20 protein-coding genes are annotated in these 26,152 nt (G+C 73.2%); 12 read left to right on the top strand and 8 right to left on the bottom strand.

Annotated features, from left to right (window positions below):
* Positions 1-220: 220 nt before the first annotated feature.
* From ACH4TG_RS23055 to ACH4TG_RS23045, 3 genes are read right to left on the bottom strand one after another with little or no spacing between them, the layout of a single operon-like run.
* Positions 221-1,066: a sugar phosphate isomerase/epimerase family protein gene (locus ACH4TG_RS23055; protein ID WP_398244311.1), complete on the bottom strand. Its 846-nt coding sequence runs from the start codon at positions 1,064-1,066 to the stop codon at positions 221-223.
* Complete coding sequence (locus ACH4TG_RS23050) at positions 1,063-2,217, bottom strand: dihydrodipicolinate synthase family protein (RefSeq protein WP_398244310.1); 1,155 nt, start codon at positions 2,215-2,217, stop codon at positions 1,063-1,065. Before ACH4TG_RS23050 ends, ACH4TG_RS23055 begins: the two co-directional genes overlap by 4 nt.
* On the bottom strand, positions 2,214-3,365 hold the full coding sequence (locus ACH4TG_RS23045) for a Gfo/Idh/MocA family protein (RefSeq protein WP_398244309.1): 1,152 nt from the start codon (positions 3,363-3,365) through the stop codon (positions 2,214-2,216). The genes ACH4TG_RS23050 and ACH4TG_RS23045 overlap by 4 nt, the downstream gene beginning before the upstream one ends.
* A 338-nt stretch (positions 3,366-3,703) precedes the next feature.
* Between ACH4TG_RS23045 and ACH4TG_RS23040 the strand changes: the two genes are divergently transcribed.
* The 7 genes from ACH4TG_RS23040 to ACH4TG_RS23010 all read left to right on the top strand — a co-directional run bounded on the left by ACH4TG_RS23040 (position 3,704) and on the right by ACH4TG_RS23010 (position 11,148).
* Entirely contained in the window at positions 3,704-4,789 is a 1,086-nt protein-coding gene (locus ACH4TG_RS23040) for a LacI family DNA-binding transcriptional regulator (RefSeq protein ID WP_398244308.1), read from the top strand.
* 112 nt (positions 4,790-4,901) lie between these two features.
* Positions 4,902-5,888, top strand: coding sequence for a GNAT family N-acetyltransferase (locus ACH4TG_RS23035; protein WP_398244307.1), 987 nt, complete (start codon positions 4,902-4,904; stop codon positions 5,886-5,888).
* 28 nt (positions 5,889-5,916) lie between these two features.
* Entirely contained in the window at positions 5,917-6,627 is a 711-nt protein-coding gene (locus ACH4TG_RS23030; RefSeq protein WP_398244306.1) for a vWA domain-containing protein, read from the top strand.
* Between the two features lie 42 nt (positions 6,628-6,669).
* A complete protein-coding gene (locus ACH4TG_RS23025; RefSeq protein WP_398244305.1) occupies positions 6,670-7,467 on the top strand; it encodes a sugar phosphate isomerase/epimerase family protein in 798 nt (265 codons plus the stop codon).
* A 97-nt stretch (positions 7,468-7,564) separates the two neighbouring features.
* Positions 7,565-8,551, top strand: a complete 987-nt coding sequence (locus ACH4TG_RS23020) for a LysR family transcriptional regulator (RefSeq protein ID WP_398244304.1) — start codon at positions 7,565-7,567, stop codon at positions 8,549-8,551.
* A gap of 52 nt (positions 8,552-8,603) precedes the next feature.
* A complete protein-coding gene (locus ACH4TG_RS23015; protein WP_398244303.1) occupies positions 8,604-9,242 on the top strand; it encodes a hypothetical protein in 639 nt (212 codons plus the stop codon).
* 100 nt (positions 9,243-9,342) lie between these two features.
* Positions 9,343-11,148 carry a glycoside hydrolase family 3 protein gene (locus tag ACH4TG_RS23010; RefSeq protein ID WP_398244302.1) on the top strand — a complete coding sequence of 602 codons (1,806 nt, stop codon included), beginning with the start codon at positions 9,343-9,345 and terminating at the stop codon, positions 11,146-11,148.
* A gap of 93 nt (positions 11,149-11,241) precedes the next feature.
* Here the strand turns inward: ACH4TG_RS23010 and ACH4TG_RS23005 are convergent, their stop codons facing one another.
* A complete protein-coding gene (locus tag ACH4TG_RS23005) occupies positions 11,242-15,045 on the bottom strand; it encodes an ABC transporter ATP-binding protein (RefSeq protein WP_398244301.1) in 3,804 nt (1,267 codons plus the stop codon).
* Positions 15,046-15,299: 254 nt separating this feature from the next.
* The gene (gene speB / locus ACH4TG_RS23000) at positions 15,300-16,265 is read right to left on the bottom strand and encodes an agmatinase (protein ID WP_398244300.1); all 966 of its coding nucleotides are present in this window, start codon (positions 16,263-16,265) and stop codon (positions 15,300-15,302) included.
* Positions 16,266-16,422: 157 nt separating this feature from the next.
* Here speB and ACH4TG_RS22995 point away from each other — a divergent pair, with 157 nt between their 5' ends.
* Positions 16,423-17,226 (top strand): phosphatase, encoded by an 804-nt coding sequence (locus ACH4TG_RS22995; protein WP_398244299.1) that lies wholly within the window; start codon positions 16,423-16,425, stop codon positions 17,224-17,226.
* A gap of 59 nt (positions 17,227-17,285) precedes the next feature.
* Here the strand turns inward: ACH4TG_RS22995 and tesB are convergent, their stop codons facing one another.
* The 3 genes from tesB to ACH4TG_RS22980 all read right to left on the bottom strand — a co-directional run bounded on the left by tesB (position 17,286) and on the right by ACH4TG_RS22980 (position 20,080).
* Complete coding sequence (gene tesB / locus ACH4TG_RS22990; protein ID WP_398244298.1) at positions 17,286-18,188, bottom strand: acyl-CoA thioesterase II; 903 nt, start codon at positions 18,186-18,188, stop codon at positions 17,286-17,288.
* Positions 18,189-18,240: 52 nt separating this feature from the next.
* Positions 18,241-19,398 (bottom strand): acyl-CoA dehydrogenase family protein, encoded by a 1,158-nt coding sequence (locus ACH4TG_RS22985; protein ID WP_398244297.1) that lies wholly within the window; start codon positions 19,396-19,398, stop codon positions 18,241-18,243.
* A gap of 61 nt (positions 19,399-19,459) precedes the next feature.
* On the bottom strand, positions 19,460-20,080 hold the full coding sequence (locus ACH4TG_RS22980) for a TetR/AcrR family transcriptional regulator (protein ID WP_398244296.1): 621 nt from the start codon (positions 20,078-20,080) through the stop codon (positions 19,460-19,462).
* Between the two features lie 84 nt (positions 20,081-20,164).
* Between ACH4TG_RS22980 and ACH4TG_RS22975 the strand changes: the two genes are divergently transcribed.
* From ACH4TG_RS22975 to ACH4TG_RS22960, 4 genes are read left to right on the top strand one after another with little or no spacing between them, the layout of a single operon-like run.
* Positions 20,165-21,793 carry a carboxyl transferase domain-containing protein gene (locus tag ACH4TG_RS22975; RefSeq protein ID WP_398244295.1) on the top strand — a complete coding sequence of 543 codons (1,629 nt, stop codon included), beginning with the start codon at positions 20,165-20,167 and terminating at the stop codon, positions 21,791-21,793.
* A gap of 38 nt (positions 21,794-21,831) precedes the next feature.
* Positions 21,832-23,832 carry an acetyl/propionyl/methylcrotonyl-CoA carboxylase subunit alpha gene (locus ACH4TG_RS22970; RefSeq protein ID WP_398244342.1) on the top strand — a complete coding sequence of 667 codons (2,001 nt, stop codon included), beginning with the start codon at positions 21,832-21,834 and terminating at the stop codon, positions 23,830-23,832.
* On the top strand, positions 23,829-24,851 hold the full coding sequence (locus tag ACH4TG_RS22965; RefSeq protein ID WP_398244294.1) for a hydroxymethylglutaryl-CoA lyase: 1,023 nt from the start codon (positions 23,829-23,831) through the stop codon (positions 24,849-24,851). Before ACH4TG_RS22970 ends, ACH4TG_RS22965 begins: the two co-directional genes overlap by 4 nt.
* 8 nt (positions 24,852-24,859) lie before the next feature.
* Positions 24,860-26,020 (top strand): acyl-CoA dehydrogenase family protein, encoded by a 1,161-nt coding sequence (locus tag ACH4TG_RS22960; RefSeq protein WP_398244341.1) that lies wholly within the window; start codon positions 24,860-24,862, stop codon positions 26,018-26,020.
* The last annotated feature ends 132 nt before the right edge of the window (positions 26,021-26,152 follow it).

Here is a 26,152-nt window from a genome sequence, read left to right as displayed (position 1 = left end):
CGGTTCAGGAACGCGGGCGGGGACCCGGGTGCGCGGCCATGCGAAAGGGGTCCGGCACCAGGCCGGACCCCTTTCGCGTTCCCCCCATACCCCCGAAGCCCCCCTCGGGCGTACTTACCCTTCTGGCTCCCTGGACCCCTCCCTGGAGCCGTGATGACATGTACGACCGACAACCTCGTGGAAGGGTTGTACGCCGGACCGGAAATTTTCCGCAGGACTTTCAGAGCACGTGGCGGCGGTACCGGTCGACGATCTCTTCCAGCACCTCCTGCCCGTCCCGGGCCCACAGCGCCGGGTTGAAGATCTCCACCTCGATGTCACCGCTGTAGCCCGCCTCTTCGACCATGGCACGGAATCCGCGCAGGTCGACGCACCCGTCACCGAGCTGTCCGCGCCCCAGCAGCACCCCTTCGGGCAGCGGCGTGACCCAGTCGGCGACCTGGAAGCAGGCGATCCTGCCGCCCTCGCCCGCACGCGCGATGCCGGCCGGAGCCCGGTCGTCCCACCACAGGTGGTAGGTGTCGACGACGACGCCGACCTGCTCGGCGGGGAACCGCTCGGCGATGTCCAGGGCCTGGCCGAGGGTGGAGACGACGCAGCGGTCGGAGGCGTACATCGGGTGCAGCGGCTCGATCGCCAGCCGCACCCCGCGCTCGGCCGCGTACGGCGCCAGTTCCGCGATGGCGTCGGCGACGCGCTGCCGCGCCGCCGCGATGTCGCGGTCGCCGTCGGGCAGGCCGCCGGAGACCAGGACCAGGGTGCCGGTGCCCAGTGCCGCGGCCTCGTCGACGGCGGCCCGGTTGTCGTCCAGTGCCGCCGCGCGCGCCTTGGGCTCGGCGGCGGTGAAGAAGCCGCCGCGGCACAGCGAGGTGACCGTCAGGCCGCTGTCGCGCATCAGGCGCGCGGCCTGCTCGATCCCGTACTCCTGGACGGGCGCCCGCCACAGTCCGACGCGGGTGATGCCCGCGGCGGCGCATCCGGCCGCCAGTTCGGGCAGCGACCACTGCTTGAGGGTCTCCTGGTTGAGGCTGAGCCGGGCCAGGTCGCCGCTGGTGCCGTCGGTCATGCGTCCACCCCGTACACGGTGAGCAGGTCGCGCATGCGGGACTCCGCCAGCGCGGGATCGGGGAACAGCCCGACGCGGTCGGCCAGTTCGTAGGCGCGGGCCAGGTGCGGCAGCGACCGCGCGGACTGCAGGCCGCCGACCATCGCGAAGTGCTCCTGGTGTCCGGCCAGCCACGCCAGGAACACCACTCCGGTCTTGTAGAAGCGCGTCGGCGCGCCGAACAGGTGCCGGGACAGTTCCACCGTGGGGTCGAGCAGACCGCGGAACCCCGCGGCGTCCCCGGTGTCCAGGGCGCTGACGGCGGCCGAGGCGACCGGCGCGAGCGGGTCGAAGATGCCGAGCAGGGCGTGGCTGAAGCCCTGCGCGTCGCCCTCGATGAGCTCGGGGTAGTGGAAGTCGTCGCCGGTGTAGCAGCGCACTCCCTGCGGCAGGCGGCGCCGCAGGTCCACCTCGCGCTGCGCGTCGAGCAGGGAGATCTTCACCCCGTCGACCTTGTCGGGATGGGCGGCGATCACCTGGAGGAACGTCTCCGTCGCCGCGTCCAGGTCGTCGCTGCCCCAGTACCCGGCGAGAGCGGGGTCGAACATCGGGCCCAGCCAGTGCAGGATCACCGGCTCCGTGGCCTGGCGCAGCAGGTGCCCGTACACCTCCAGGTAGTCGTCCGGGCCCTTGGCCACGGCCGTCAGGGCGCGGGAGGCCATGAGCACCGCCTGCGATCCTGCGCCCTCCACGACCGCCAGCTGCTCCTCGTACGCGGCTTGCACCTCCGCCAGCGTGACCGCGGGGGCGGTGAGCTGGTCGGTGCCGGCTCCGCAGGCGATCCGCCCGCCGACCGACCGCGCCTCGGCGGAGGACCTGCGGATCAGTTCCGCGGCGCCCGCCCAGTCCAGGCCCATGCCGCGCTGCGCGGTGTCCATCGCCTCGGCCACGCCCAGGCCGTGGGCCCACAGATGGCGGCGGAAGGCGAGGGTGGCGTCCCAGTCGACCGCGGCGGGCGCGTCCGCCGCCGCGCGCAGCGGATCGGCCACGACATGGGCGGCGGAGTACACCACGCGGCTGCGCAGCGGCAGATCCGTGGCATGGGTGAGGGGTTCGGAACGCGGCACATAGGTGCGGGTCCGGCCGGACTCCTCCGGCAGCACGATGCTCACAGCGACAGCTCCGGGACCTCGATACGGCGCCCCTCGGCGGCGGACCGCAGGCCGAGTTCGGCCAGCTGCACCCCGCGGGCCCCGGCCGCCAGGTCCCAGCGCCACGGCTCGTCGAGCACCACGTGCCGCAGGAACAGCTCCCACTGCGCCTTGAAGCCGTTGTCGAAGTCGCCGTTGTCCGGCACCTCCTGCCACTGGGAGCGGAACGCCTCGGTGGCGGGCAGGTCCGGGTTCCACACGGGCTTGGGGGTGGCCGAGCGGTGCTGGACCCGGCAGTTGCGCAGTCCGGCGACGGCCGAGCCGTGCGTGCCGTCGACCTGGAACTCCACCAGTTCGTCGCGGTTGACCCGCACCGCCCACGAGGAGTTGATCTGCGCGACGGCCCCGCCGTCCAGTTCGAAGATGCCGTAGGCGGCGTCGTCGGCCGTCGCGTCGTAGGGCTTGCCCTGCTCGTCCCAGCGCTGCGGGACGTGGGTGGCGGTCAGCGCCTGCACGCTGCGCACCCGGCCGAACAGCTCGTGCAGCACGTACTCCCAGTGCGGGAACATGTCGACGACGATGCCGCCGCCGTCCTCGGCGCGGTAGTTCCACGAGGGGCGCTGGGCGCTCTGCCAGTCGCCTTCGAAGACCCAGTAGCCGAACTCCCCGCGCACCGACAGGATCCGGCCGAAGAACCCGCCCTCGATCAGCCGCCTCAGCTTGAGCAGGCCGGGCAGGAACAGCTTGTCCTGGACCACGCCGTGCTTGATGCCGGCCGCGTCCGCCAGCCGCGCGAGTTCGAGCGCGCCCTCCAGCGTGGTGGCTGTCGGCTTCTCGCAGTAGATGTGCTTGCCCGCGGCGACGGCCTTCCTGACCGCCTGCTCGCGGGCGGAGGTGACCTGGGCGTCGAAGTAGATCTCGATCGACGGGTCGGCGAGCACGGCGTCGAGGTCGGTGCTCCAGTGCTCGAGCCCGTGCTGCTCGGCGATGGCGCGCAGCGCGTGCTCGCGCCGCCCGACGAGGACCGGCTCGGGCCACAGGGTGGTGCCGTCGCCGAGGTCGAGGCCGCCCTGCTCGCGCAGGCTGAGCAGGGACCTCACCAGATGCTGCCGGTATCCCATGCGGCCGGTGACGCCGTTCATGGCGATCCGCACTGTTCTGCGTGTCACAGGGTTTCTCCTCGGCTGTCGGTCGCGGGGAAGCGACGGAGAAGCGATGCCGCAGGGCACGGCGGGCCCTGAGGTGTAGCAAGCGCTTTCTTTCCTGATTACGCTAGCCTGCGGGGAGCGAACCCGGCAAGGTGCCGCCATGGAGGAACTGAGGGAAAGCGCTTACACACCGGTGATGAGTCCCTCCCCACACCCGCGCCACGGGCGCTCCCGCCGGCGGCCGGTCAGTGAGAGCATGACCCGCTACAGGGGGTGGCGCAGGGGCGCGGACGGCCGCCATGCGTGAACACCCGGGGCTCGCTCCGCGGCGAGAACCAGCACGAGAGGATCGGACCCCGATGGCAGTGACTCTGGCGGATGTCGCCGCGCGCGCAGGGGTGTCCTCGGCGACGGTCTCGCGCGTCCTCAACGGCAACTACCCGGTGGCCGGCAGCACCCGGGAGCGCGTCCAGCGCGCCGTGGAGGAACTGGACTACGTCGTCAACGGCCAGGCCCGCGCTCTCGCGGCGGCCACGTCCGATCTGGTCGGCGTCCTCGTCAACGACGTCGCGGACCCGTTCTTCGGTGTCATCGCGAGCGCGCTGCAGGGCGAGATCGGGGCGGGCGGCGCCGGGCCGGGCAGCGGCAAGCTGGCGGTGGTCTGCAACACCGGCGGCTCCCCCGAGTCCGAACTGACCTATCTGACGCTGCTGGAACGGCAGCGGGCGGCCGGCGTCGTGCTGACCGGCGGCGCGGTGGAGGACGAGGCGCACACCGCCGCGGTCACCGCACGGCTGGCCCGGCTGGCGGCGTCCGGCACGACGGTGGTGCTGTGCGGCCGGCCGGCGCTGGACTTCCCCGACGGCTCGCCGGGCGCGACGACCGTCGCCTTCGACAACCGGGGTGGCGCACGGCGGCTGACCGAGCACCTTCTCTCCCTCGGGCACCGCAGGATCGGCTGCGTGACCGGCCCGGTGGAACGCAGCACCACCCGGCACCGACTGGAGGGCCACCGCGCCGCCCTGGCCGCCCACGGTCTGGGCCCGGCGCCCGGCGACGGCCCGGACGCGCCGGGGCTGACGGTGCACGGCGGCTACGACCGGGCCTCGGGGTACGACGCGGCGCTAGAACTGCTGCGCAGGACTCCGGACCTGACGGCGATCGTCGCCGCGAACGACACGGTGGCGCTGGGCGTGTGCGCGGCGCTGCGGGACCGCGGGCTGAGCATTCCCGGCGACGTGTCGGTCGCCGGCTTCGACGACCTGCCGTTCAGTGTCGACGCCTCACCCGCGCTGACCACCGTCCGCATTCCGCTGCAGGAGGCCGGCGCGCGGGCCGGCCGGCTGGTGATGGGCCGCCAGGCCCCGCCGCCCGGCGGCGTCTCCACCATCGCCACCGAGCTGATGGTCCGGGCCTCCACGGCCCCGCCGAGCAGCCGTTCCTGAAGTTTTCCACAGGCCGCGATCACCCCCTTCCCCAGCGCCGACCCCTCGGTCTATCTTTGACTTAGGCAAAGAAATCCGAGGGTCCACGACCACGACCGGACGGAGGGGGACCATGGCCGTCAAGGAGATCCGCGAGTTCAACCGCTTCTACACCAACCTCATCGGCGCGCTCGACTACAGCCGCCACCTGCACACCCCGTACACGCTCACCGAAGCGCGCGTACTGTACGAACTCGCCCACAGCCCGCACACCGACGCCGCCGACCTGCGCATCGAGCTGTCCCTCGACGCCGGCCACCTCAGCCGCATGCTCGCCAAGTTCGAGCAGCAGCAACTGGTCACCCGGCGGCCCTCCCAACGCGACGCCCGGCGGCAGCACATCGAACTGACCTCCCGCGGCCGCGAAGCGGCATCGCTGCTGGAGGAGCGCTCCCAGGAGGCCGTCGGCACCCTCGTCGGCGAGATACCGCGCGAGGACCGCGGCCGCCTCACCGAAGCCATGGCCACCGTCCAGCGGATACTGCGCGACGACCGCGCCCGCAGCCCGCACGGACCCCGTCCTGTGCTGCGCGCGCCGCGCCCCGGCGACCTCGGCTGGACCATCGATATCAACGCCGCCGTCTACGCCGAGCAGTTCGGCTGGAACGACGAATACGAGACGCTCGTCGCCCGCATCGTCGCGGACTACGCCGCCACCCGCGACCCGCGGACCGAAGCCGCGTGGGTCGCCGAACTCGACGGCGAACGGGTCGGCTGCGTGTTCTGCATGCGCGACGAGGAGCCCGGAACCGCCCGCCTGCGCCTGCTCGTCGTGGACCCCGCCGCCCGCGGGCACGGCATAGGCCGCATGCTGGTGGACGCCTGCATCGCGTTCGCCAAGGAGGCCGGTTACACCCAGATGGTGCTGTGGACCAACGACGTGCTCAGCAGCGCCCGCAAGATCTACCAGGGCGCCGGGTTCGAACTGGTCGGCCAGAAGCCGCACCACAGCTTCGGCCACGACCTGGTCGGCCAGGACTGGCGCCTGGCGCTCGACGCCGCCCCGAACGCAGGGGCCGACGGCCGCACCACGGCCGGCGGAAGACACAACGACGCCTGAAACACGGCGACTTCCAAGGGGGGAAGCAATGCCCATCTCATTGGAGAAGGTGGAGCAGACCGCACCCGGTCTGGTCAGCCTCTACAAGCAGGCCGCGGTCAGCCTGGACAAGCACGGCCTGTCCGGCGAACGCGCCGCCGTCTACCTGGTGCTCGACCGCTCCGGCAGCATGCGCAAGTACTACCGCGACGGCACCGTCCAGCACCTCGCCGAGCAGACCCTCGGTCTGGCCGCGCACTTCGACGACGACGGCACCGTGCCCGTGGTGTTCTTCTCCACCGGAGTCCACGGCATCGACGAGGTGTCGCTCGACCGCTACACCGGGCGGATCAGCAAACTCCACGACGGCTACGGCCACATGGGCCGCACCGACTACGCGGAGGCCATGGCCGCCGTCATCGACCACTACCAGCGGTCCGGGGCACAGGCCCCGGGGTTCGTGATCTTCCAGACCGACGGCGCACCCACCAGCAAGAGCGCGGCCACGAAAGCCCTGTGCCGGGCGGCGGAGCTGCCGCTGTTCTGGCAGTTCGTCGGATTCGGCGACGACGAGTTCCGCTTCCTGCGCCGCCTGGACGAGCTTCCGGTACCGGCCAGACGGGTGGTCGACAACGCCGGATTCTTCGCCGCGGGCAGCGATCCGAGCGCCATATCCGACGCCCGGCTGTACGACGAGCTGACGGCGGAGTTCCCGCAATGGCTCGCGGCGGCCCGCGCCAAGGGGATCGTTCGCGGGTGATCCCGGTTGACCGGGTCCACAGCGGTGCCTAGCGTCGGCCGAATGAGACTCGCCTTCTCCACCCTCGGGGTTCCCACCATGCCCGTCGACCAGGTCGTGCGGCTGGCGTCCGAGCACGGCTTCCACGGCGTCGAACTGCGCGCGAGTGACGAAGGCCCGGTCCACACCGGGCTGTCGGCCACCGAACGGACCCAGGTCGCCGAGCAGTTCGGCAAGGCCGGGATCGACGTCCTGACGATCGCCGCCTACGCGAAGGTCGCCGCACCCGGCGACGACGGCCCCGTACTGGAGGAGATCGACACCGCGCTGACGCTGGCCGCCGACCTCGGGGCCTCGTACATCCGGGTGTTCCCCGGTGGCGGCGACCAGCCCGCCGCCCAGGCCGACGCGATCGCCGCGCGCCGGCTGGCCGCGGCGGCGGAGCGGGCCGAGGGCCTCGGCGTCCGGGTGCTGCTGGAGACCCACGACTCGCACCGTGCCGGGGCCGATGTCGCCCGGGTGCTGGGGCAGGTCGGCCACCGGGCCGCCGGAGCCATCTGGGACCTGATGCACACCTGGCTGGCCGGCGAGCAGCCGCAGACCAGCTTCCTGGCCCTGGCTCCCTACCTGGGCTATGTCCAGGTCAAGGACATCGCGTCGGCCGACGACGCCACGCCGCTGCCGCTGGGCTCGGGCGTGCTGCCGCTGGCGGAGACCGTCGAGGTGCTCAGCCGCGCCGACTGGGACGGCTGGCTGTGCTGGGAGTACGAGAAGCGCTGGCACCCCGGCGCCGCGGACCTGCCCGGCCTACTCGGCCCCGCCCGCGACCACCTGACCCGGCTGCTGGCCGAGTCGGCCTGAGCGGGACACGAGCACAAGGCGGGCACAACAGAACGCAGCACGAGGGGGCGGGGGTGGGGGGAGGGGCCCCCGGGAAGCAGGAACGGAGGACGGACGCATGCTGGACCTGGCCCGGCTCAGGGCGTTGCACGCGGTGTACACGCACGGCTCGGTGGGTGCCGCGGCGACGGCTCTGGGCTACACCCCGTCGGCGGTCTCGCAGCAGATCGCGAAGCTGGAGCGGGAGACCGGCACCGTGCTGCTGGAGCGCCAGGGGCGCGGGGTGGCGCTGACGGACGCGGCACATCTGCTGGTGTCGACGGCGCAGAAGCTGATGGCGATCGTGGAGTCGGCCGAGGTCGCGCTGGAGGAGCAGCGGGGCCGGCCGGGCGGGCAGTTGACGGTGGCGGCGTTCCCGACGGCGGCGTGCGGGCTGCTGCCTGCGGTGCTGGCCGGGCTGGCGCGGGAGCATCCGGCGCTGGACCTGCGGCTGACGGAGGTGGACAGCCGGCAGTCGGTGGAGTTGGTGGCGCGGGGTGTGGTGGATCTGGCGGTGGCGCACGACTGGGACATCACTCCGCTGCCCGCTCTTGAGGGGGTGGAGCGGGCGGTGATCGGCGACGACCGGTGCGATGTGCTGCTGCCGGCGGGGCACCGGCTGGCGGGGCGGGCGTCGTTGACGCGGGCGGACGTGGCGCGGGAGCGGTGGATCTGCCAGCCGCCGGGGTCGATGTGCCATGCGTGGCTGGTGCGGACGTTGCGGGAGGTGGGGACGGAGCCGGACATGGCCTTCCAGTCCGGGGAGTACGCCACGCATGTGGCGCTGGTTGCCGCGGGGTTGGGGATCGCGCTGGTGCCGCGGCTGGGGCGGGTGCCGCTGCCGGAGGGCGTCGTGGTGGTGCCGCTGGTGCCGGCGCCGGTGCGCAGTCTGTACGCGGTGTGGCGGACGGGAGCGGCGCGGCGGCCGTCGATCGCGGTGGCGGTCGAGATGCTGCGGGCGCAGTGGGAGTCGGCGGGCGCGGACGGGCCTGCGGCGGGGCCGGCGGCCGAACGGGCTCCGGAGCCGGACCCCGAATCCGTTCCTGGTCCTGTTGCCGTGCCCTGACCTGGGGCGTGCGGGTGTGGAACCGGTGGCGGGCGGGGGCCGTCGAAGCGGCATGGCGAAGGTGACGGGGCGCAGGGTGGTCGCGGCGGCGGTGCTGGCCGTGTCGGCGGGGATGGCGGTCGCGGCGTGCGGCCAGGAGGGGACGGCGGACGATGCGCCGCCGTCGGCTCCGGTGCGGACGCTTCCGGGGTCGCACTCCCCCGCCGGTGATCCGGGTTCGGGCAGTTCGCCGGCGTCGGCACCCGCATCGGCATCGGTACCGGCGTCGGCACCGGCCTCCCCGTCGACGGGGACGACCGGGCAGGCGGGGGCGGCCTCGCGGGTGGTGTACTTCTCGGTGTCGGACCGGGTGCCGGGTGCGGTGCACGAGGTGGAGCGGGACCGGGCAGGCCTGGACGCGTTCGTGCGGCGGGTCTCCGCGCAGGACGCCGGTGCGGCGCGGGCGATCGAGGCGGGTGCGCGGGCGACGGACTTCTCCCGTGCGGTGCTGGTGGCGTGGACGCAGGTCACGGGGTGCAGTGCGGCGACGTCGGCGGCTCTGGAGGTGTCCGGTGACCGGTTGGAGTTGAGGGTGGATCAGCCGGCGCCGCCGCCGGAGTGCTTTGCTCCGCAACGGGTGACGGTGGTGTTCGAGGTGCCGAAGGATCGGATGCCGGGCCGGCCGGTGTTCGACGTGGCGGGGCGGCACTAGCCGGCCCGGCCGATGGCGGGAACTTTCCGGATGTCGGCCAAGTGCTGGCAGATAGTTTCACCGACCGGGCACACTCTGCTGCGTCCGGAAGGAGCCCGCCATGTCCCATCCCCGTTCCCAAGTCCCCCCTGCCGCCGGCTCGACGGCGGCGGTCCCTGCCGACCTGCCGGCCGGTGCCGGTGCCGGTGCCGGTGAGGAGGCGACGGTCCATGCGCTGATCGCACGGATGTCCCTGGAGGAGCTGGTCGGCCAGCTGTTCGTGATGCGGGTGTTCGGCGCCTCGGCGACCGATCCCGATCCCGCGGACGTCGCCGCGAACAGCGCCGACATGGGTGTCGACAACGCGGCGGAGCTGGTCGCCCGGTACCACCTGGGCGGCGTCGTCTACTTCGCGTGGGCGCACAACACCCGTGACCCGCACCAGATCGCGGACCTGTCCAACGGGATCCAGCGGGGCGCGCTGGGCGCGGGCACCCCGGTTCCGCTGCTGATCGCCGTGGACCAGGAGCAGGGCGCGGTGGAGCGGATCGGCGCGCCGGTCACGTCGTTCGGCGGGGGCATGGGGCTCGGCGCGAACGGCAGTGCGGAGGACGCGTTCGCCGCCGCGCGGATCGTCGGCACGGAACTGGCCGCGATGGGCGTCAACCAGAACTACGCCCCGGTGTGCGACGTGAACGTCAACCCGGCGAATCCGGTGATCGGGGTGCGCTCGTTCGGCGCGGATCCCGCGGCGGTGGCGGCGCTGGCGGCGGCACAGGTGCGCGGCTACCAGGAAGCCGGGGTGGCGACGTCCGCCAAGCACTTCCCGGGCCACGGCGACACCGTCACCGACAGCCACGTCGCGCTCCCCGTCATCACGCACACCCTGGAGGAGTGGCAGCGGGTCGACGCGCCGCCGTTCCGGGCGGTGATCGCCGCCGGCGTCGACTCGATCATGACCGCGCACATCCTGGTGCCGCAGCTCGACGGCTCCGGTGATCCGGCGACGCTGTCGCGTCCGGTCCTGACCGGCCTGCTGCGCGAACGGCTGGGCTACGGCGGGGTGGTGGTCACCGACGCGCTGGGCATGCGGGGCGTGCGGGTCAGGCACGGTGACGACCGGGTGCCGGTGCTGGCGCTGAAGGCCGGCGCCGACCAGTTGCTGGATCCGCCGGACCTGGACGCTGCGTGCAAGGGTGTGCTGGCGGCGGTGCGGTCCGGGGAGCTGTCGCGGGAGCGGCTGGCGGAGTCGGTGGCGCGGGTGCTGCGGCTGAAGCTGCGCCGGGGCCTGTTCGGGCGGCCGTTGGCCACGCATGAGGGCGTGGACGCGGTGGTGGGTTCGCGCCCCCATCGGGAGGCGGCCGACGCGATCACCGGGCGCGGGGTCACGCTGCTGGCCAACGCCTCCGGGGTGCTGCCGCTGCGGCCCGGCGCGGAGCGGCGGGTGCTGGTGGTGGGGGCGGATCCGGCGGCGCCGTCCGGTGTCGGGGGGCCGCCGACCGCGGTCCTGGCGCGGGAGTTGACGGCGCTGGGCGTGCCGGCCCGAGCGCTGCCGACGGGGTTCGCTCCGGGCACGGCGGTGATCGGCGAGGCGGTGGCCGCGGCGCGCGAGGGCGTGGACGCGGTGGTGGTCGCCACGTACAACGTGACGGCGGGTTCGCGGGAGCAGCTCGCCCTGGTGGAGGCGCTGGCGGGTACGGAGGTGCCGGTGGTCGCCCTGGCGGTGCGCAATCCGTACGACGTGGCGTTCCTGCCGCCGGTGGCCGCCGTGCTGGCGTCCTACGGCTGGACCGATGTGTCGATGCGGGCCGCCGCGCGGGTGGTGGCGGGCGTGGTGCCGCCTGCCGGCCGGCTTCCGGTGGCGGTCCCCCGGGCCGGCGACCCGGGGCGTGCGCTGTTCCCGGTCGGGCACGGGCTCGGCTACTGAGAGACCTGTGACCGCCCTGCCGGCCGGCCCCGGGCGTGGGAGCCGGGGCCGGACGGCAGAAGGCGTCGGCCGGGCGGCGGCGCGGGCGCCGGGTCAGGCCGCCGCGGCCACCTCTCCGCTGAAGGTGCGCCACAGTTCGGCGTACCGGCCGTCGCGGGCGAGCAGAGCGTCGTGCGTGCCGTCCTCGACGACGCGGCCGTGGTCGAGGACGATCACCCGGTCTGCGCGGGCGGCGGTGCTCAGCCGGTGGGCGACGACCAGCGTGGTGCGGCGTATGGCGAGGCGGTCCGCGGCGCGGTTGACCATGGCCTCGGTGGCCAGGTCGAGGGCGGCGGTGGCCTCGTCGAGGAGCAGGATCGCGGGGTCGACGAGTTGCGCGCGGGCCAGGGCGATGAGCTGGCGCTGTCCCGCGGACAGGTTGCGGCCGCGTTCGGAGACCTGGTGCAGGTAGCCGCCGTCGAGGGTGGCGATCATCGCGTCGGCGCCGACCGCGCGGGCGGCGGCCTCCACTTCGGCGTCGGTGGCGTCCATCCGCCCGTAGGCGATGGCGTCGCGCACGGTGCCCGGGAAGAGGTAGGGCTCCTGCGGGACGACGCCGAGGCGCTGCCGGTAGGCGGTGATGTCGAGGTCGCGGATGTCGGTGCCGTCGACGAGGACCTGGCCGGACGTCGTGTCGTAGTAGCGGGCGACCATCTTGACCAGGGTGGACTTGCCGGCTCCGGTCTCGCCGACGAACGCGACGGTCTGCCCGGCGGGGATGTGCAGGTCGATGCCGGAGAGCGCTTCGGCCGCGTCGGCGTCGGTGCCGTAGCGGAAGTGGACGTCGCGGAACTCGATGTCGCCGCTGAGGGCGCCGACGGCCTGGGGGTCGGCGGCCGCCGGGGTGGTGGTGGGTTCGCGCAGCAGCTGGCGGATGCGGCCCAGCGAGACGCTGGCCTGCTGGTATCCGTCGAAGACCTGCGAGAGCTGCTGGACGGGTGAGAAGAACAGGTCGATGTAGAGCAGGTAGGCGACCAGGGCGCCCGCGGTCAGGGTGCCGGCGCTGACCCGGTGGGCGCCGACGATCAGCACGAGGGCGGCGGCGACGCTGGACAGCAGCTGCACGAACGGGAAGTAGACGGAGATGAGGAACTGGCCGCGGACGCGGGCCTTGCGGTAGTCGTCGCTGCGGGCGGCGAAGCGGGCGGCGCCCTGGTCCTCGCCGCGGAACGCCTGGACGATCCGCAGCCCGGCGACGTGCTCCTGCAGGTCGGCGTTGACGACGGCGACGCGCTCGCGGGCGAGTTCGTACGCCTTCACCGACTTGCGGCGGAAGACCCATGTGGCGGCGATGAGCACCGGGAGCGAGGCGAAGACCAGCAGGGCCAGTTCGACGTCGATGGCGAGCAGCGCGACGAGGATGCCGAAGAAGGTGAGCACGCTGACCAGCGCGGTGACGAGTCCGGTCTGCAGGAATGTGGACAGGGCGTCGACGTCGGTGGTCATGCGGGTCATGATCCGGCCGGTCAGTTCGCGCTCGTAGTAGTCGAGGCCGAGCCGGTGCAGGTGGGCGAAGATCTTGACGCGCAGGGTGTAGAGGACGCGTTCGCCGGTGCGGCCGGTCAGCAGCGCGGAGCCCCATTCGGCGGCCCACTGGGTGAGGACGAGGGCGAGGCCGAGCAGGGACGCGGCCCACACCGCGCCCAGGGCCTGGCGGCGGACGCCCGCGTCGATGCCGTGCCGGATGAGGATCGGGAGCAGCAGCCCGGCGAAGGCGTCGACCGCGACGAGCAGCAGGCTGAACAGCAGCGGGGCGCGGAAGCCGCGCAGCAGGCTGCCGAGGCCGAAGCGTGCGTCGGCGGCGCGGGCGGCCTCCTCGTCGATGTCGGGGGTGTCGTCGGCCGGTGGCAGGGCCGCGACCTTGGCGAGGAGTTCGGGGGTGGCGGGCATGCCGGCGAGTGCGCCGGCCATGCCGCCGGGGCCGGGTCCGCCCGCGGCGGCCGGTGCGGTGCCGGACGGGGTGCCGGGTCCGCTGGCGTCGGTGCCGCGGCGTTCCTGCGGCCACAGTTCGGGGGTGACGCCGTCCGCGGCGGCCGGCTCGCCGGCGGTGTCGTGGCGCGCGGCGGCGGCACCGGCCGGGTCGAGGGTGACGACGTCGGCGCCGAGCGCGTCGGGGTCGGTGAGCAGTGCCCGGTACAGGGCGCTGCGTTCCTGGAGTTCCTCGTGGGTGCCGATGTCGGACAGCCGTCCGGAGTCGAGGACGGCGATGCGGTCGGCGAGGGCGAGGGTGGAGCGGCGGTGGGCGATGAGCAGGGTGGTGCGGTCGCGCATGACCTCGCTGAGCGCGTCGAAGATCTCGGCCTCGACGCGGGCGTCGATGGCCGAGGTGGCGTCGTCGAGGAGGAGCAGCCGGGGGTCGGTGAGGATGGCGCGGGCCAGGGCCATGCGCTGGCGCTGGCCGCCGGACAGGGTCAGGCCCTGCTCGCCGACGACGGTGTCGTAGCCGTCTGGCAGGTCGCGGATGAACCCGTCGGCCTGGGCGGCGCGGGCGGCGGCGACGATCTCCTCGTCGGTCGCGTCGGGGTTTCCGTAGGCGAGGTTGGCGCGGACGGTGTCGGAGAACAGGAAGCTGTCCTCGGGGACGAGGCCGATCGCGGAGCGCAGCGAGTCGAAGGTCAGCTCCCGCACGTCGCTGCCGCCGATCCTGACGGCGCCGCCGGTGACGTCGTACAGGCGCGGCAGCAGCAGGGAGAGCGTCGACTTGCCGGAGCCGGAGGCGCCGACCACGGCGACGGTCTCCCCGGGCTCGATGGTCAGGTCGAAGCCGTCGAGGACCGGCCGGTCGGGGGTGTAGCCGAAGGTGACGTGGTCGAACTCGACGGTGGCGGGGGCGTCCGCGGGCAGGGTGGCGGTGCCCTCCTGGAGGCTGGGCCGGGTGTCGATGAGTTCCAGGACGCGCTCGACGCCCGCCCGGGCCTGCTGGCCCACGGTCAGCATCATGGTGAGCATCCGGACGGGTCCGGTGAGCTGGGCGAGGTAGGTGGAGAAGGCGACGAAGGTGCCCAGCGTGATCTGGTGGCGGGCGGCCATCCAGCCGCCGAGGGCCAGCATGCCGATCTGCCCGAACGACGGGACGGCCTGCAGTGCGGGGGTGTAGCGGGCGGAGAGCCGCACGGTGCGCAGCCGGCCGGCGAACAGCCGGCGGCTGACGGTGCGCAGCTTGTCCATCTCCTGCTGCTCCTGGCCGAAGCCCTTGACCACGCGGACGCCGGTGACCGAGCCGTCGACGATGCCGGCGACGGCCGCGGCCTGCCCCTGGGCGTACCAGGTGGCGGGGAACAGTCGCTTGCGGGACCGGTCGGCGATGAACCACAGCGCGGGTGCGACGGCCAGGGCGATGACGGTGAGCAGCGGCGACAGCACGAGCATGACGACCAGCGAGAGCAGGAACAGCAGCAGGTTCCCGATCATCATCGGGGTCATGAAGAGCAGGCCCTGGATCAGCTGGAGGTCGCTGGTGGCGCGGCCGACGACCTGGCCGGTGCTCAGCTGGTCCTGGCGGCGCCCGTCCAGCCGCATGATCGTGCCGAACATCTCGGTGCGCATGTCGTGCTGCACGTCGAGTGCCAGCCGCCCGCCGTAGTAGCGCCGCACATAGGTGAGGAGGTAGACCACCACGGCGGCGACCACCAGGACGATGGCCCAGGGCGCGAGGGGCTTGTCGTGCTTGACGATGACGTCGTCGATGATCACCTTGGGGACGAGGGGCACGAGGGCGGTGACCGCCATGCCGCCGAGCGAGGCGCCGAGGGACAGCAGCACGTTGCGCCTGTACCGCCAGCAGTAGGCGAGCAGCCGGCGCAGCCACCCCTGCTCGGGGTCGTGCTCCACTGCCCGTTCCGCCTTCGCCGTCGTCACGCGGTCCTCCCACCGTTCGTCGGGCGCCGGATGTCCGCCGCCCTGCTCACCGCTCTCCTTCACCGAGGCTGGAACGCACTGGGCTGCGCATTTCATCCTCCCGCAACACAACCAACGACCAAGGTCGCACATGCGTGCGACCTTGGTCGTAGTCCTTCGGGGTGATTCCGGTGACGCTTGTGTTGACGCCCGGTCCCCCTTCGGCCGCCGCCGGCCCCGGCGCGCCCGGCCCCGGCGGCGCGGGTCCGCGCAGCTCAGACGGTACGCGCCTCGGCGATCTGCCGGGTCATGATCGTCGTCAGCTCGTAGGCGGTGTGCGAGGCGGCCACGGAGGTGATCTCGGCGTGGTCGTAGGCGGGGGCGACCTCGACGACGTCGGCGGACACCAGGTGGCAGCCGGCCAGGCCGCGCACGATCTCCAGCAGCTCGCGGGAGGTCAGGCCGCCGGCCTCGGGCGTGCCGGTGCCGGGCGCGTGCGCGGGGTCCAGGACGTCGATGTCGATCGAGATGTACAGCGGCCGGTCCCCGATCCGCTCGCGCAGCTGCTGGGCGACCTCGTCCACGCCGCGCCGCATCACGTCGGCGGAGGTGACGATGCCGAAGCCCATCTTGGCGTCGTCGTCGAGGTCCTGCTTGCCGTACAGGGGTCCGCGGGTGCCGACGTGGGAGAGCGCGGAGGTGTCGAGGATGCCTTCCTCGACGGCGCGCCGGAAGGGCGTGCCGTGCGTGTAGGCGGCGCCGAAGTACGTGTCCCAGGTGTCCAGGTGAGCGTCGAAGTGCAGCAGCGCGACCGGTCCGTGGCGGCGGGCGACGGCGCGCAGCAGCGGCAGGGCGATGGTGTGGTCGCCGCCGAGGGTCATCAGCCGGGCCCCGGTGCCGAGCAGGTCGTCGGCGGCGCCCTCGATCGTCTCGACGGCCTCGTCGATGTCGAAGGGGTTCGCGGCGATGTCGCCGGCGTCGGCGACCTGGGCCAGCGCGAACGGCGAGGCGGCCTGCGCCGGGTTGTAGGGGCGCAGCAGCCGGGACGCCTCGCGGACGGCGTTGCCGCCGAACCGCGCCCCGGGACGGTAGGAGACCCCGGCGTCGAAGGGCACCCCGACGACGGCCACGTCCGCGCTGCCGACCTCGTCCAGCCTCGGCAGCCGGGCGAAGGTCGCGGGTCCCGCGTAGCGGGGGATGCGGGAGGAGTCGACGGGGCCGCGCGGCTGGGCGCTGGTCATGGAGGGCCTCTCTTCTTCGGGGTCAGCGGCCGACCCTATGTCTCTGCCCGATCCCGCCGGAATGTACGTTTCCTCCAATCCGTCTCCCCGATTACGCCTCCGCGTCGATCAGGAGGCCGCCCGGACACCTCGGGAGCGGGGACGGGACAATGTGTGCATGCCACTGGATCCCGCGCCTGCCGCACCCTCCCGCCAGGCCCTCGCCGACCATCTCGTCCGTACCCGGATAGCCGGGGACGTCGCCACCAGCCGGGAGAACAACCTCGACCACTACCGGGCGCTGGCCGCCGGGGATCGCTACTACTGGCTCGGGCTGGACTTCGGCGACCGCTGGGGCGATCCGGCGGCGGTGCTGGAGGTGATGGCGGAGCGCTGCGGCGTGGTGGCCGATCCCGTGCACCGCAACGGGCAGGACACCATCGACCCGCAGCTGACGCTGGACGCCCTGGACCGGATGGCGGAGGTGCTGCGCAAGGCGGCGGAGAACGGCTCCCGGGTGCTGGTGGCCACCGGGCATCCGGCGGGCATGTACGCGGTCCACCACGCGCTGGCGGCGGCGCTGCGCGCGGCGGGCTGCACCCTGGCCGGCCCGCTGGACCACCTGTACGCCGACAGCGGCGAGGTGCGGCAGCTGGCGGACGTGTTCATGCTGCACCGGGGCGCCGGGCTGGTGCACACGCACTCCCCCGAGCCGATGCAGCAGGTGCTGGACGCGCTGGAGCGGGAGGGCCGGCCGCTGCCGGACCTGGTGGTCGCCGACCACGGGTGGGCCGGGCACGCCGGGTCCAGGGGGCTGGAGACGATCGGGTTCGCCGACTGCAACGACCCTGCACTGTTCGTCGGGGAGGCGGAGGGCAGCATCAGGGTCAGTGTCCCGCTGGACGACAACGTGGCCCCGCACCTGTACGCGCCGCTGACCGCCTACCTGCTGGCCGCGGCCGGCCTGCCCGTCCCGGCCTGAGCCAGGGGCGGCCTGAACCGACGGCGGGCTGAACCAGGGGCGGCCAGGGCCGCCTGCCTTCAGACGGTGCGCGGGACCCGGACCAGGCCCTCCTGGATGACGGAGACGGCCAGGCGGCCGTCGCGGGTGTAGATGCGGGCGGTGCCCAGGCCGCGGCCGCCGGAGGCCGAGGGGCTCTCCTGGTCGTACAGCAGCCACTCGTCGGCGCGCAGCGGGCGGTGGAACCACATGGCGTGGTCCAGGCTGGCGCCGACGACGTCGCCGACCGCCCAACCGCCGCGGCCGTGGGCGAGCAGCACCGAGTCGAGCAGCGTCATGTCCGACACGTAGGTGGCCAGGCACACGTGCAGCATGGGGTCGTCGGCGAGCTTGCCGCGGGTGCGGAACCACACCTGGGAGCGGGGTTCGCGGGCGACGCCGGCCGTCAGGTAGGGCGGGTCCTCGACGTAGCGCAGGTCGATGGCGGCGCGCACCTCGAGCAGGCGGTCCACCACGCGCGGGTCGGGGAACTTGTCGGCGTGGGCCGGGAGGAGCTCCTCGGCGCTGGGCAGCGTCTCGGGGTCCGGCGCGTCGGGCATCGGCTCCTGGTGCTCCAGGCCCTCCTCGTGGGCCTGGAACGACGCCGACAGGTGGAAGATCGGCTGGCCGTGCTGGATGGCGACGACCCGCCGGGTGGTGAAGGAGCGGCCGTCGCGGATCCGGTCGACCTCGTAGACGATGGGCGCGCCGGGGTCGCCGGGCCGCAGGAAGTACGCGTGCAGGGAGTGCGCGGCGCGCTCCTCGGGGACGGTGCGGCCGGCCGCGACCAGGGCCTGGGCGGCGACCTGGCCGCCGAAGACCCGCGGCACCACGGCCGGCCGGCTCACCCCGCGGAAGATGTCCTGCTCGATGCGCTCCAGGTCGAGCAGGGCGAGCAGCGAGTCCAGCGGCTGGGGACCGCCGTCCGCGGGGGTGCCGTTCACGCGTGGTCCGTTCGTTGTGGTGCTCGGGGGCGGGTGGGTCCGGCCGTGCCGGTCACAGGCCCATCGACTTGGCGATGATCGACTTCATGACCTCGCTGGTGCCGCCGTAGATGCGGTTGACCCGGTTGTCCGCGTACAGGCGGGCGATCGGGTACTCGTTCATGTAACCGTATCCGCCGTGCAGCTGCAGGCAGCGGTCGATGACACGGGCGGCGACCTCGGTGCAGAACAGCTTGGCGGAGGCGGCGTCGGCGGCCGTCAGCTCGCGCCGGTCGTGGGCCTCCAGCGCGCGGTCGACGACGGCTTCCGCGGCGTCCACCTCGGCCTTGCAGGCGGCGAGTTCGAACTTGGTGTTCTGGAACGACGCGACGGTCCGGCCGAAGACGGTGCGGTCCTGGACGTACAGCTGCGCGAACCGGATAGCGGCGGCGGCCTGCGCGTAGGCGCCCACCGCGATGCCCAGGCGCTCCTGCGGCAGGTTCTGGCCGAGGTAGGAGAAGCCCTTGCCCTCCTCGCCGAGCAGGTCCTCGACGGGCACCTTGACGTCGGCGAAGGCCAGCTCCGCGGTGTCGGAGGTCTTCAGGCCGAGCTTGTCGAGCTTGCGGCCGACCGTGTAGCCGGCGGACTTGGTGTCGACGACGAACAGCGAGATGCCGGCCCTGCGGTCCTCGGGGCTGGGCGGCGCGGTGCGGGCGCAGACGATGACGCGGTCGGCGTGCACGCCGCCGGTGATGAAGGTCTTGGCGCCGTTGAGCACGTAGTGGGTGCCGTCCTCGGACAGCTTCGCGGAGGTCTTCATGCCGGCCAGGTCGGAGCCGGTGCCGGGCTCGGTCATGGCGATGGCGAACATGATCTCGCCGCTCGCGAAGCCGGGCAGCCAGCGTTTCTTCTGCTCGTCGGTGGCGTAGGCCGTCACGTACGGCAGGCACAGGCCGGTGTGGACGCCGCTGCCGCCGAAGCTGACGCCCGCGCGGGCGCACTCCTCGCTGATGACGGCGTGGAACTTGAAGCTCTCCTCGCCGGCGCCGCCGTACTCCTCGGGCACCTCGATGCCGAAGACTCCCAGCTCACCGAGCTTGTAGTAGAAGTCCCGGGGAGCCTGCCCCGCCTCCAGCCACTGGTCGTAGACCGGGACGACCTCGGCCTCGATGAAGGCGCGTATCGTCTCGCGGAACGCCTCGTGGTCCTCGTTGTACACCGTGCGACGCACAGCGCGCCTCCCATCGACGAGCGAGCAGACCGGCAGTCTGATTAAGCAAGCGCTCAGAAAGTTACCGGTCGGTCCGCGCGCCTGTCCAGGGCAGCCCGTCGTCGAGGGTCCCCAGCGCACCCAGTGCGAGGCGGCGCAGCAGGGCCGCCATCGCCCCCCGGTCCGGCACGCCGCTGCGCGGGCCGAGGTGCGGGGTGGAGTTGATCAGTCCGAACACCGCGTGCACCGCGGCGCGCACCTCGACCTCGGAGGCGCCCGGGTGGACCCGCCGCACCACGCCGACCCACTCCTCGACGTACTGCCGCTGCAGCTGGCGGACGAGCTTGCGGTCGGACTCGCGCAGCCGGTCCAGTTCGCGGTCGTGCAGCGTGATCAGCGGCCGGTCGTCGATGGCGAAGTCGATGTGGCCGCGGATCAGCGCGTCGAGCGCCTTCTGCGGGTCGTCGCTCTCGGCGACCCGCATCCGCCCGGCGGCCAGCAGCCGGTCGCTGATGCCCACCAGCAGCTCGGCGAGCATGGCGTCCTTGCCCGCGAAGTGCCGGTACAGCCCCGGGCCGCTGATACCGACCGCGGCGCCTATCTCGTCCACGCCGACGCCGTGGAATCCGCGTTCGGCGAAGAGCCGAGCGGCCTCCCTGAGGATCTGCTCGCGCCTGCCACCGGCCGTCTTCGTCGGGTTCATACGATCGAGTCTAGACAATCGGGTTAGCGAGCGTTAACGTGGAGTCATCAAGTTAACGCTCGCTAACACCCGGGGGGCCGAACCATGGCAGCACCCGCCCTGTCCAGCGCCGCAGATCCGGCGTCGGAGGCATATCGCGCCAACACCCAGGCGCACACCGCGCTCAGCGCCACGCTGCGTGACAAGCTCGCGGCCGCCCGGCTCGGCGGCGGCGAGAAGGCGCGCGCCCGGCACACCGCGCGCGGCAAGCTGCTGCCCCGCGACCGGGTGGACCACCTGCTGGACCCGGGCTCCCCCTTCCTGGAACTCGCCCCGCTGGCCGCCGACGGGATGTACGACGGGCAGGCCCCCGCCGCCGGCGTCATCGCCGGCATCGGCCGGGTCGCCGGCCGCGAGGTGGTGGTCGTGGCCAACGACGCCACCGTCAAGGGCGGCACCTACTACCCGATGACGGTGAAGAAGCACCTGCGCGCCCAGGAGGTCGCCCTCGACAACCGCCTGCCGTGCGTCTACCTGGTGGACTCCGGCGGCGCCTTCCTGCCCCGCCAGGACGAGGTGTTCCCCGACCGGGACCACTTCGGGCGGATCTTCTTCAACCAGGCGACCATGTCGGCGCGCGGCATCCCGCAGATCGCCGCGGTCCTGGGCTCGTGCACCGCGGGCGGCGCGTACGTGCCGGCGATGAGCGACGAGGCGGTGATCGTGCGGAACCAGGGCACGATCTTCCTCGGCGGCCCGCCGCTGGTGAAGGCGGCGACCGGCGAGGTCGTCACCGCCGAGGAGCTGGGCGGCGGTGAGGTGCACTCGCGCGTCTCCGGGGTCACCGACCACCTGGCCGAGGACGACGCCCACGCGCTGAGCATCGTCCGCGACATCGTGGCCACGCTGCCGGCCCGCGGCGCGCCGCCGTGGACGGTCCGCCCCGCCGAGCCGCCGGCCGCCGACCCCGCCGGGCTCTACGGCGCGGTGCCGGTGGACTCCCGCACGCCGTACGACGTACGGGAGGTCATCGCCCGGCTGGTGGACGGCAGCCGCTTCGCGGAGTTCAAGGCGGAGTACGGCACCACGCTGGTCACCGGCTTCGCCCATGTGCAGGGCCACCCGGTGGGCATCGTCGCCAACAACGGCATCCTGTTCGCGGAGTCCGCGCTCAAGGGCGCGCACTTCATCGAGCTGTGCGACCAGCGCGGCATCCCGCTGCTGTTCCTGCAGAACATCTCCGGGTTCATGGTGGGCCGCCAGTACGAGGCCGGCGGCATCGCCAAGCACGGCGCCAAGATGGTCACCGCGGTGGCCTGCGCCCGGGTGCCCAAGCTGACCGTGGTGATCGGCGGCTCCTACGGCGCCGGCAACTACTCGATGTGCGGCCGGGCCTACAGCCCCCGCTTCCTGTGGATGTGGCCCAACGCCAAGATCTCGGTGATGGGCGGCGAGCAGGCCGCGTCGGTGCTGGCCACCGTCAAGCGCGACCAGCTCGCCGCGGCCGGCGAGAAGTGGAGCGAGGAGGACGAGGAGGCGTTCAAGGCCCCGGTCCGCGAGCAGTACGAGACGCAGGGCAACGCCTACTACGCCACCGCCCGGCTGTGGGACGACGGCGTGATCGACCCGCTGGAGACCCGCACCGTGCTCGGCCTCGCCCTGACCGCCTGCGCCAACGCCCCCCTGCCCACCGCCGACCCGTCCGCACCGGGCTACGGCGTCTTCCGGATGTGAGTGCCGTGACGACCACACCAGGCGCCGCGGCGCCCGCCCTGTTCGACACCGTCCTCGTCGCCAACCGCGGGGAGATCGCGGTCCGCGTGATGCGCACCCTGCGGGAGCTGGGCGTGCGCTCGGCGGCGGTGTTCACCGACGCGGACGCCGACGCCCGCCATGTCCGCGAGGCCGACACCGCGGTGCGGGTGGGCAGTTACCTGTCGGCCGCCGACCTGGTGCGCGCGGCCGGTGCCGCCGGCGCCCAGGGCGTGCACCCGGGGTACGGCTTCCTCGCCGAGAACGCCGCGTTCGCCCGGGCCTGCGCCGAGGCGGGGCTGGTGTTCATCGGACCGCCGGCCGGGGCGATCGAGCTGATGGGCGACAAGATCCGCGCCAAGGAGACGGTGCGGGCGGCCGGGGTGCCGGTGGTGCCCGGCAGCAGCGGCAGCGGACTGAGCGACGCCGAACTGGCCGACGCCGCACGGGAGATCGGCCTGCCGGTGCTGCTCAAGCCGTCGGCGGGCGGCGGCGGCAAGGGCATGCGCCTGGTGCGGGACGCCTCCGCGCTGCCCGAGGAGATCGCCGCCGCCCGGCGCGAGGCCCTCGGCTCCTTCGGCGACGACACCCTGCTGGTGGAGCGCTGGATCGACCGGCCGCGGCACATCGAGATCCAGGTCCTGGCCGACGCCCACGGCAACGTGGTGCACCTCGGCGAGCGCGAGTGCTCGCTGCAGCGCCGGCACCAGAAGGTCATCGAGGAGGCGCCCTCGGTCCTGCTGGACCCGGCGACCCGCGCGGCCATGGGCGATGCGGCGGTGCAGGCCGCCCGCTCCTGCGGCTACACCGGCGCCGGCACCGTGGAGTTCATCGTGCCCGGGGCCGACCCCGGCGCCTACTACTTCATGGAGATGAACACCCGGCTCCAGGTCGAGCACCCGGTGACGGAACTGGTCACCGGCCTGGACCTGGTGGCCTGGCAGCTGCGCGTCGCCTGCGGGCAGGCGCTCGACTTCGGCCAGCAGGACGTCGCGCTGACCGGGCACGCCGTCGAGGCACGGATCTGCGCGGAGACCGCGCGCCCGGGCGACGGGCGGGTGGACTTCCTGCCGTCGGCCGGCAGCGTGCTGCGGCTGCACGAGCCGCAGGGCCCCGGCGTGCGCACCGACTCCGGCCTTCAGCAGGGCACCGAGGTGGGCACCGCCTACGACCCGATGCTGGCCAAGGTCATCGCCTACGGGCCCGACCGGGCGACCGCGCTGCGCCGGCTGCGGGCGGCGCTGGCCGGCACGGTCGTGCTCGGCGTGGACACCAACACCGGCTTCCTGCGGCGGCTGCTGGCCCACCCGGCGGTGGTCGCCGGCGAGCTGGACACCGGCCTGATCGACCGGGACGCGCCCGGCCTGCTGCCGTCCGGCGTGCCCGCCGAGGTGTACGCCGCCGCCGCGCTGCTGCGGCAGCGCGCCCTGGAGCCGGGCCCCGGCCGGGACGGCTGGACCGACCCGTTCTCGGTGCCCAGCGGCTTCCGGCTCGGCGGCGAGAGCGCCTGGACGGTGCACCACCTGCGGGTGCCCGGCCACGACCCGGTGACGGTGCGGGTGCGGGACGGCCAGGTGCGGATCGGCGACGACGCGCCGTTCGAGGCGTCGCTGGCCCCCGCCTCCGGCGCCGGCGGCGATCAGGTGCGGCTGCACACCGGCGGCACCGTGACCGCCTTCCACCACGCCGGCGAGTGGCTGGGCAGGGAGGGCGACAGCTGGCGGGTGCAGTCCTGGGACCCGGTGGCGGCCGCCCTGCGCGGCGCGGCCGCCGGCGCCGGGGCCGACACCCTGACGGCACCCATGCCCGGGACCGTCACGGTGGTCAAGGCCGCCAAGGGGGACGAGGTCACGGCGGGTCAGAGCCTGCTCGTGGTCGAGGCGATGAAGATGGAACACGTGATCACCGCACCGCACGACGGGACGGTCGTCGAGATCGACGTCGTGGCGGGGGCGACGGTCGCCATGGACCAGGTCCTGGCGGTCGTCACGCCCGCAGCACAACCCGAGGAGACACCATGACGGACGCCGGCACCCCGTCCGGGCCGCCCGCGGGACTGCCGATGGCCGTGCCCCAGGAGGGGCTGCCCGCGCAGGTCCGCATCCACGAGGTCGGGCCGCGCGACGGCCTGCAGAACGAGAAGGCCACCCTGCCGACGAAGGTGAAGGCCGAGTTCGTGCACCGGCTGGCCGCCGCCGGGCTGACCACCATCGAGGCGACGAGTTTCGTGCACCCCTCGTGGGTGCCCCAACTGGCGGACGCCGAGGAGCTGATGCCGCTGCTGGGCGACCTGGCCGGCGCCGACCCCGAGGTGCGGCTGCCCGTGCTGGTGCCCAACGAGCGGGGTCTGGAACGAGCCCTGGAGCTGGGGGTCCGGGACGTCGCGGTGTTCGCCAGCGCCACCGAGTCGTTCGCGCGGGCCAACGTCAACCGGACGCTGGAGGAGGCGCTGGCGAAGTCCGCGGCGGTGGCGGACCGGGCCCGGCAGGCCGGGGCGCGGGTGCGCGGCTACCTGTCGATGTGCTTCGGCGACCCCTGGGAGGGCCCGGTCCCGGTGGCGCAGGTCGCGGCGATCGCCCGCCGCCTGTACGAGATGGGCTGCACCGAGCTGAGCCTCGGCGACACCATCGGCGTGGCGACCCCGGGCCATGTCACCGCCCTGCTCGACGCCCTCACCGGCACCGGCGGCGGCACCACCGCGGGGGACACTGGCACCCCTGGCGCCGGCATCCCCGTCGAGCACCTGGCCGTGCACTTCCACGACACCTACGGCCAGGCGCTGGCCAACACCCTGGCCGCGCTGCGCTGCGGCGTCACGGTCGTGGACGCCTCCGCAGGCGGCCTCGGCGGCTGCCCGTACGCCAGGAGCGCCACCGGCAACCTCGCCACCGAAGACCTGGTCTGGATGCTGAACGGCCTCGGCATCCGCACCGGGGTCGATCTCGACCGCCTCAGCGCCACAAGCGTCTGGATGGCGGAGAAGCTGGGGCGGCCCAGTCCGTCCCGTACCGTCCGCGCCCTGACCCACCAGGAGCAGTAGCCATGTCGATCGATCACCGTCTGTCCGCCGAGCACGAGGAACTGCGGTCCACCGTGGCCGAGTTCGCCCGGGACGTCGTCGCGCCCAAGATCGGCCAGTTCTACGAGCAGGAGGAGTTCCCGTACGAGATCGTGCGGGAGATGGGGCGGATGGGCCTGTTCGGGCTGCCGTTCCCCGAGGAGTACGGAGGGATGGGCGGCGACTACCTGGCGCTCGGGCTGGCCCTGGAGGAGCTCGCCCGGGTCGACTCCTCGGTGGCGATCACCCTGGAGGCCGGGGTGTCGCTGGGCGCGATGCCGGTCTTCCGGTTCGGCACCGAGGAGCAGAAGCGCACCTGGCTGCCGAAGCTGTGCTCCGGCGAGATGCTGGGCGCGTTCGGGCTGACCGAGCCGGACTGCGGTTCGGACGCCGGCGGCACCCGCACCACCGCGCGGCTGGACGAGGCGACCGGCGAGTGGGTGATCAACGGCACCAAGTGCTTCATCACCAACTCCGGCACCGACATCACCGGGCTGGTCACGGTGACCGCGGTGACCGGCCGCACACCCGAGGGCCGGCCGCTGATCTCGTCGATCATCGTGCCGTCCGGCACTCCCGGGTTCACGGTGTCGAAGAAGTACAGCAAGGTCGGGTGGAACGCCTCGGACACCCGCGAGCTGTCCTTCGTCGACTGCCGCGTGCCGGCGGCCAACCTGCTGGGCGAGCAGGGCCGCGGCTACGCGCAGTTCCTGCGGATCCTGGACGAGGGCCGGATCGCGATCTCCGCGCTGGCCACCGGGCTGGCGCAGGGCTGCGTGGACGAGTCGCTCGCGTACGCCCGGCAGCGGGAGGCGTTCGGCCGACCGATCGGCGCCAACCAGGCGATCCAGTTCAAGATCGCCGACATGGAGATGCGGGCGTACACCGCCCGGCTGGCATGGCGGGACGCCGCGTCGCGGCTGGTGAGCGGCGAGCCGTTCAAGAAGGAGGCGGCCCTGGCCAAGCTCTACTCCTCCGAGATCGCGGTCACCAACGCCCGCGAGGCCACCCAGATCCACGGCGGCTACGGGTTCATGAACGAGTACCCGGTGGCCCGGATGTGGCGCGACGCGAAGATCCTGGAGATCGGCGAGGGCACCAGCGAGGTCCAGCGGATGCTGATCGCACGGGAGTTGGGCCTGGCCGGCTGAACCGGCCGGTGCGCCGGCCGCACCGGCCGGCCGGCCCTCCACGACAACCGAAGAGCGCGGCGAGGGTGGCGTAAGGGACCGCCGGGACGTCGAGTTAGGTTAGGCTAACCTAACTCGACCGACCAACGAGAG

It is taken from the genome of Streptomyces sp. NPDC020917 (assembly GCF_044333795.1).
Lineage (GTDB): Bacteria > Actinomycetota > Actinomycetes > Streptomycetales > Streptomycetaceae > Actinacidiphila.
Note: the sequence above shows the minus strand (reverse complement) of the source record. Positions and strands in the feature narration are given on the sequence as shown.

Coding starts and splice junctions, on each gene's coding strand:
- ACH4TG_RS23055 (WP_398244311.1), bottom strand. CDS start 1,066: ATGACCGACGGCACCAGCGGCGACCTGGCCCGGCTCAGCCTCAACCAG.
- ACH4TG_RS23040 (WP_398244308.1), top strand. CDS start 3,704: ATGGCAGTGACTCTGGCGGATGTCGCCGCGCGCGCAGGGGTGTCCTCG.
- ACH4TG_RS23035 (WP_398244307.1), top strand. CDS start 4,902: ATGGCCGTCAAGGAGATCCGCGAGTTCAACCGCTTCTACACCAACCTC.
- ACH4TG_RS23030 (WP_398244306.1), top strand. CDS start 5,917: ATGCCCATCTCATTGGAGAAGGTGGAGCAGACCGCACCCGGTCTGGTC.
- ACH4TG_RS23025 (WP_398244305.1), top strand. CDS start 6,670: ATGAGACTCGCCTTCTCCACCCTCGGGGTTCCCACCATGCCCGTCGAC.
- ACH4TG_RS23020 (WP_398244304.1), top strand. CDS start 7,565: ATGCTGGACCTGGCCCGGCTCAGGGCGTTGCACGCGGTGTACACGCAC.
- ACH4TG_RS23015 (WP_398244303.1), top strand. CDS start 8,604: ATGGCGAAGGTGACGGGGCGCAGGGTGGTCGCGGCGGCGGTGCTGGCC.
- ACH4TG_RS23010 (WP_398244302.1), top strand. CDS start 9,343: ATGTCCCATCCCCGTTCCCAAGTCCCCCCTGCCGCCGGCTCGACGGCG.
- speB (WP_398244300.1), bottom strand. CDS start 16,265: ATGACCAGCGCCCAGCCGCGCGGCCCCGTCGACTCCTCCCGCATCCCC.
- ACH4TG_RS22995 (WP_398244299.1), top strand. CDS start 16,423: ATGCCACTGGATCCCGCGCCTGCCGCACCCTCCCGCCAGGCCCTCGCC.
- ACH4TG_RS22980 (WP_398244296.1), bottom strand. CDS start 20,080: ATGAACCCGACGAAGACGGCCGGTGGCAGGCGCGAGCAGATCCTCAGG.
- ACH4TG_RS22975 (WP_398244295.1), top strand. CDS start 20,165: ATGGCAGCACCCGCCCTGTCCAGCGCCGCAGATCCGGCGTCGGAGGCA.
- ACH4TG_RS22965 (WP_398244294.1), top strand. CDS start 23,829: ATGACGGACGCCGGCACCCCGTCCGGGCCGCCCGCGGGACTGCCGATG.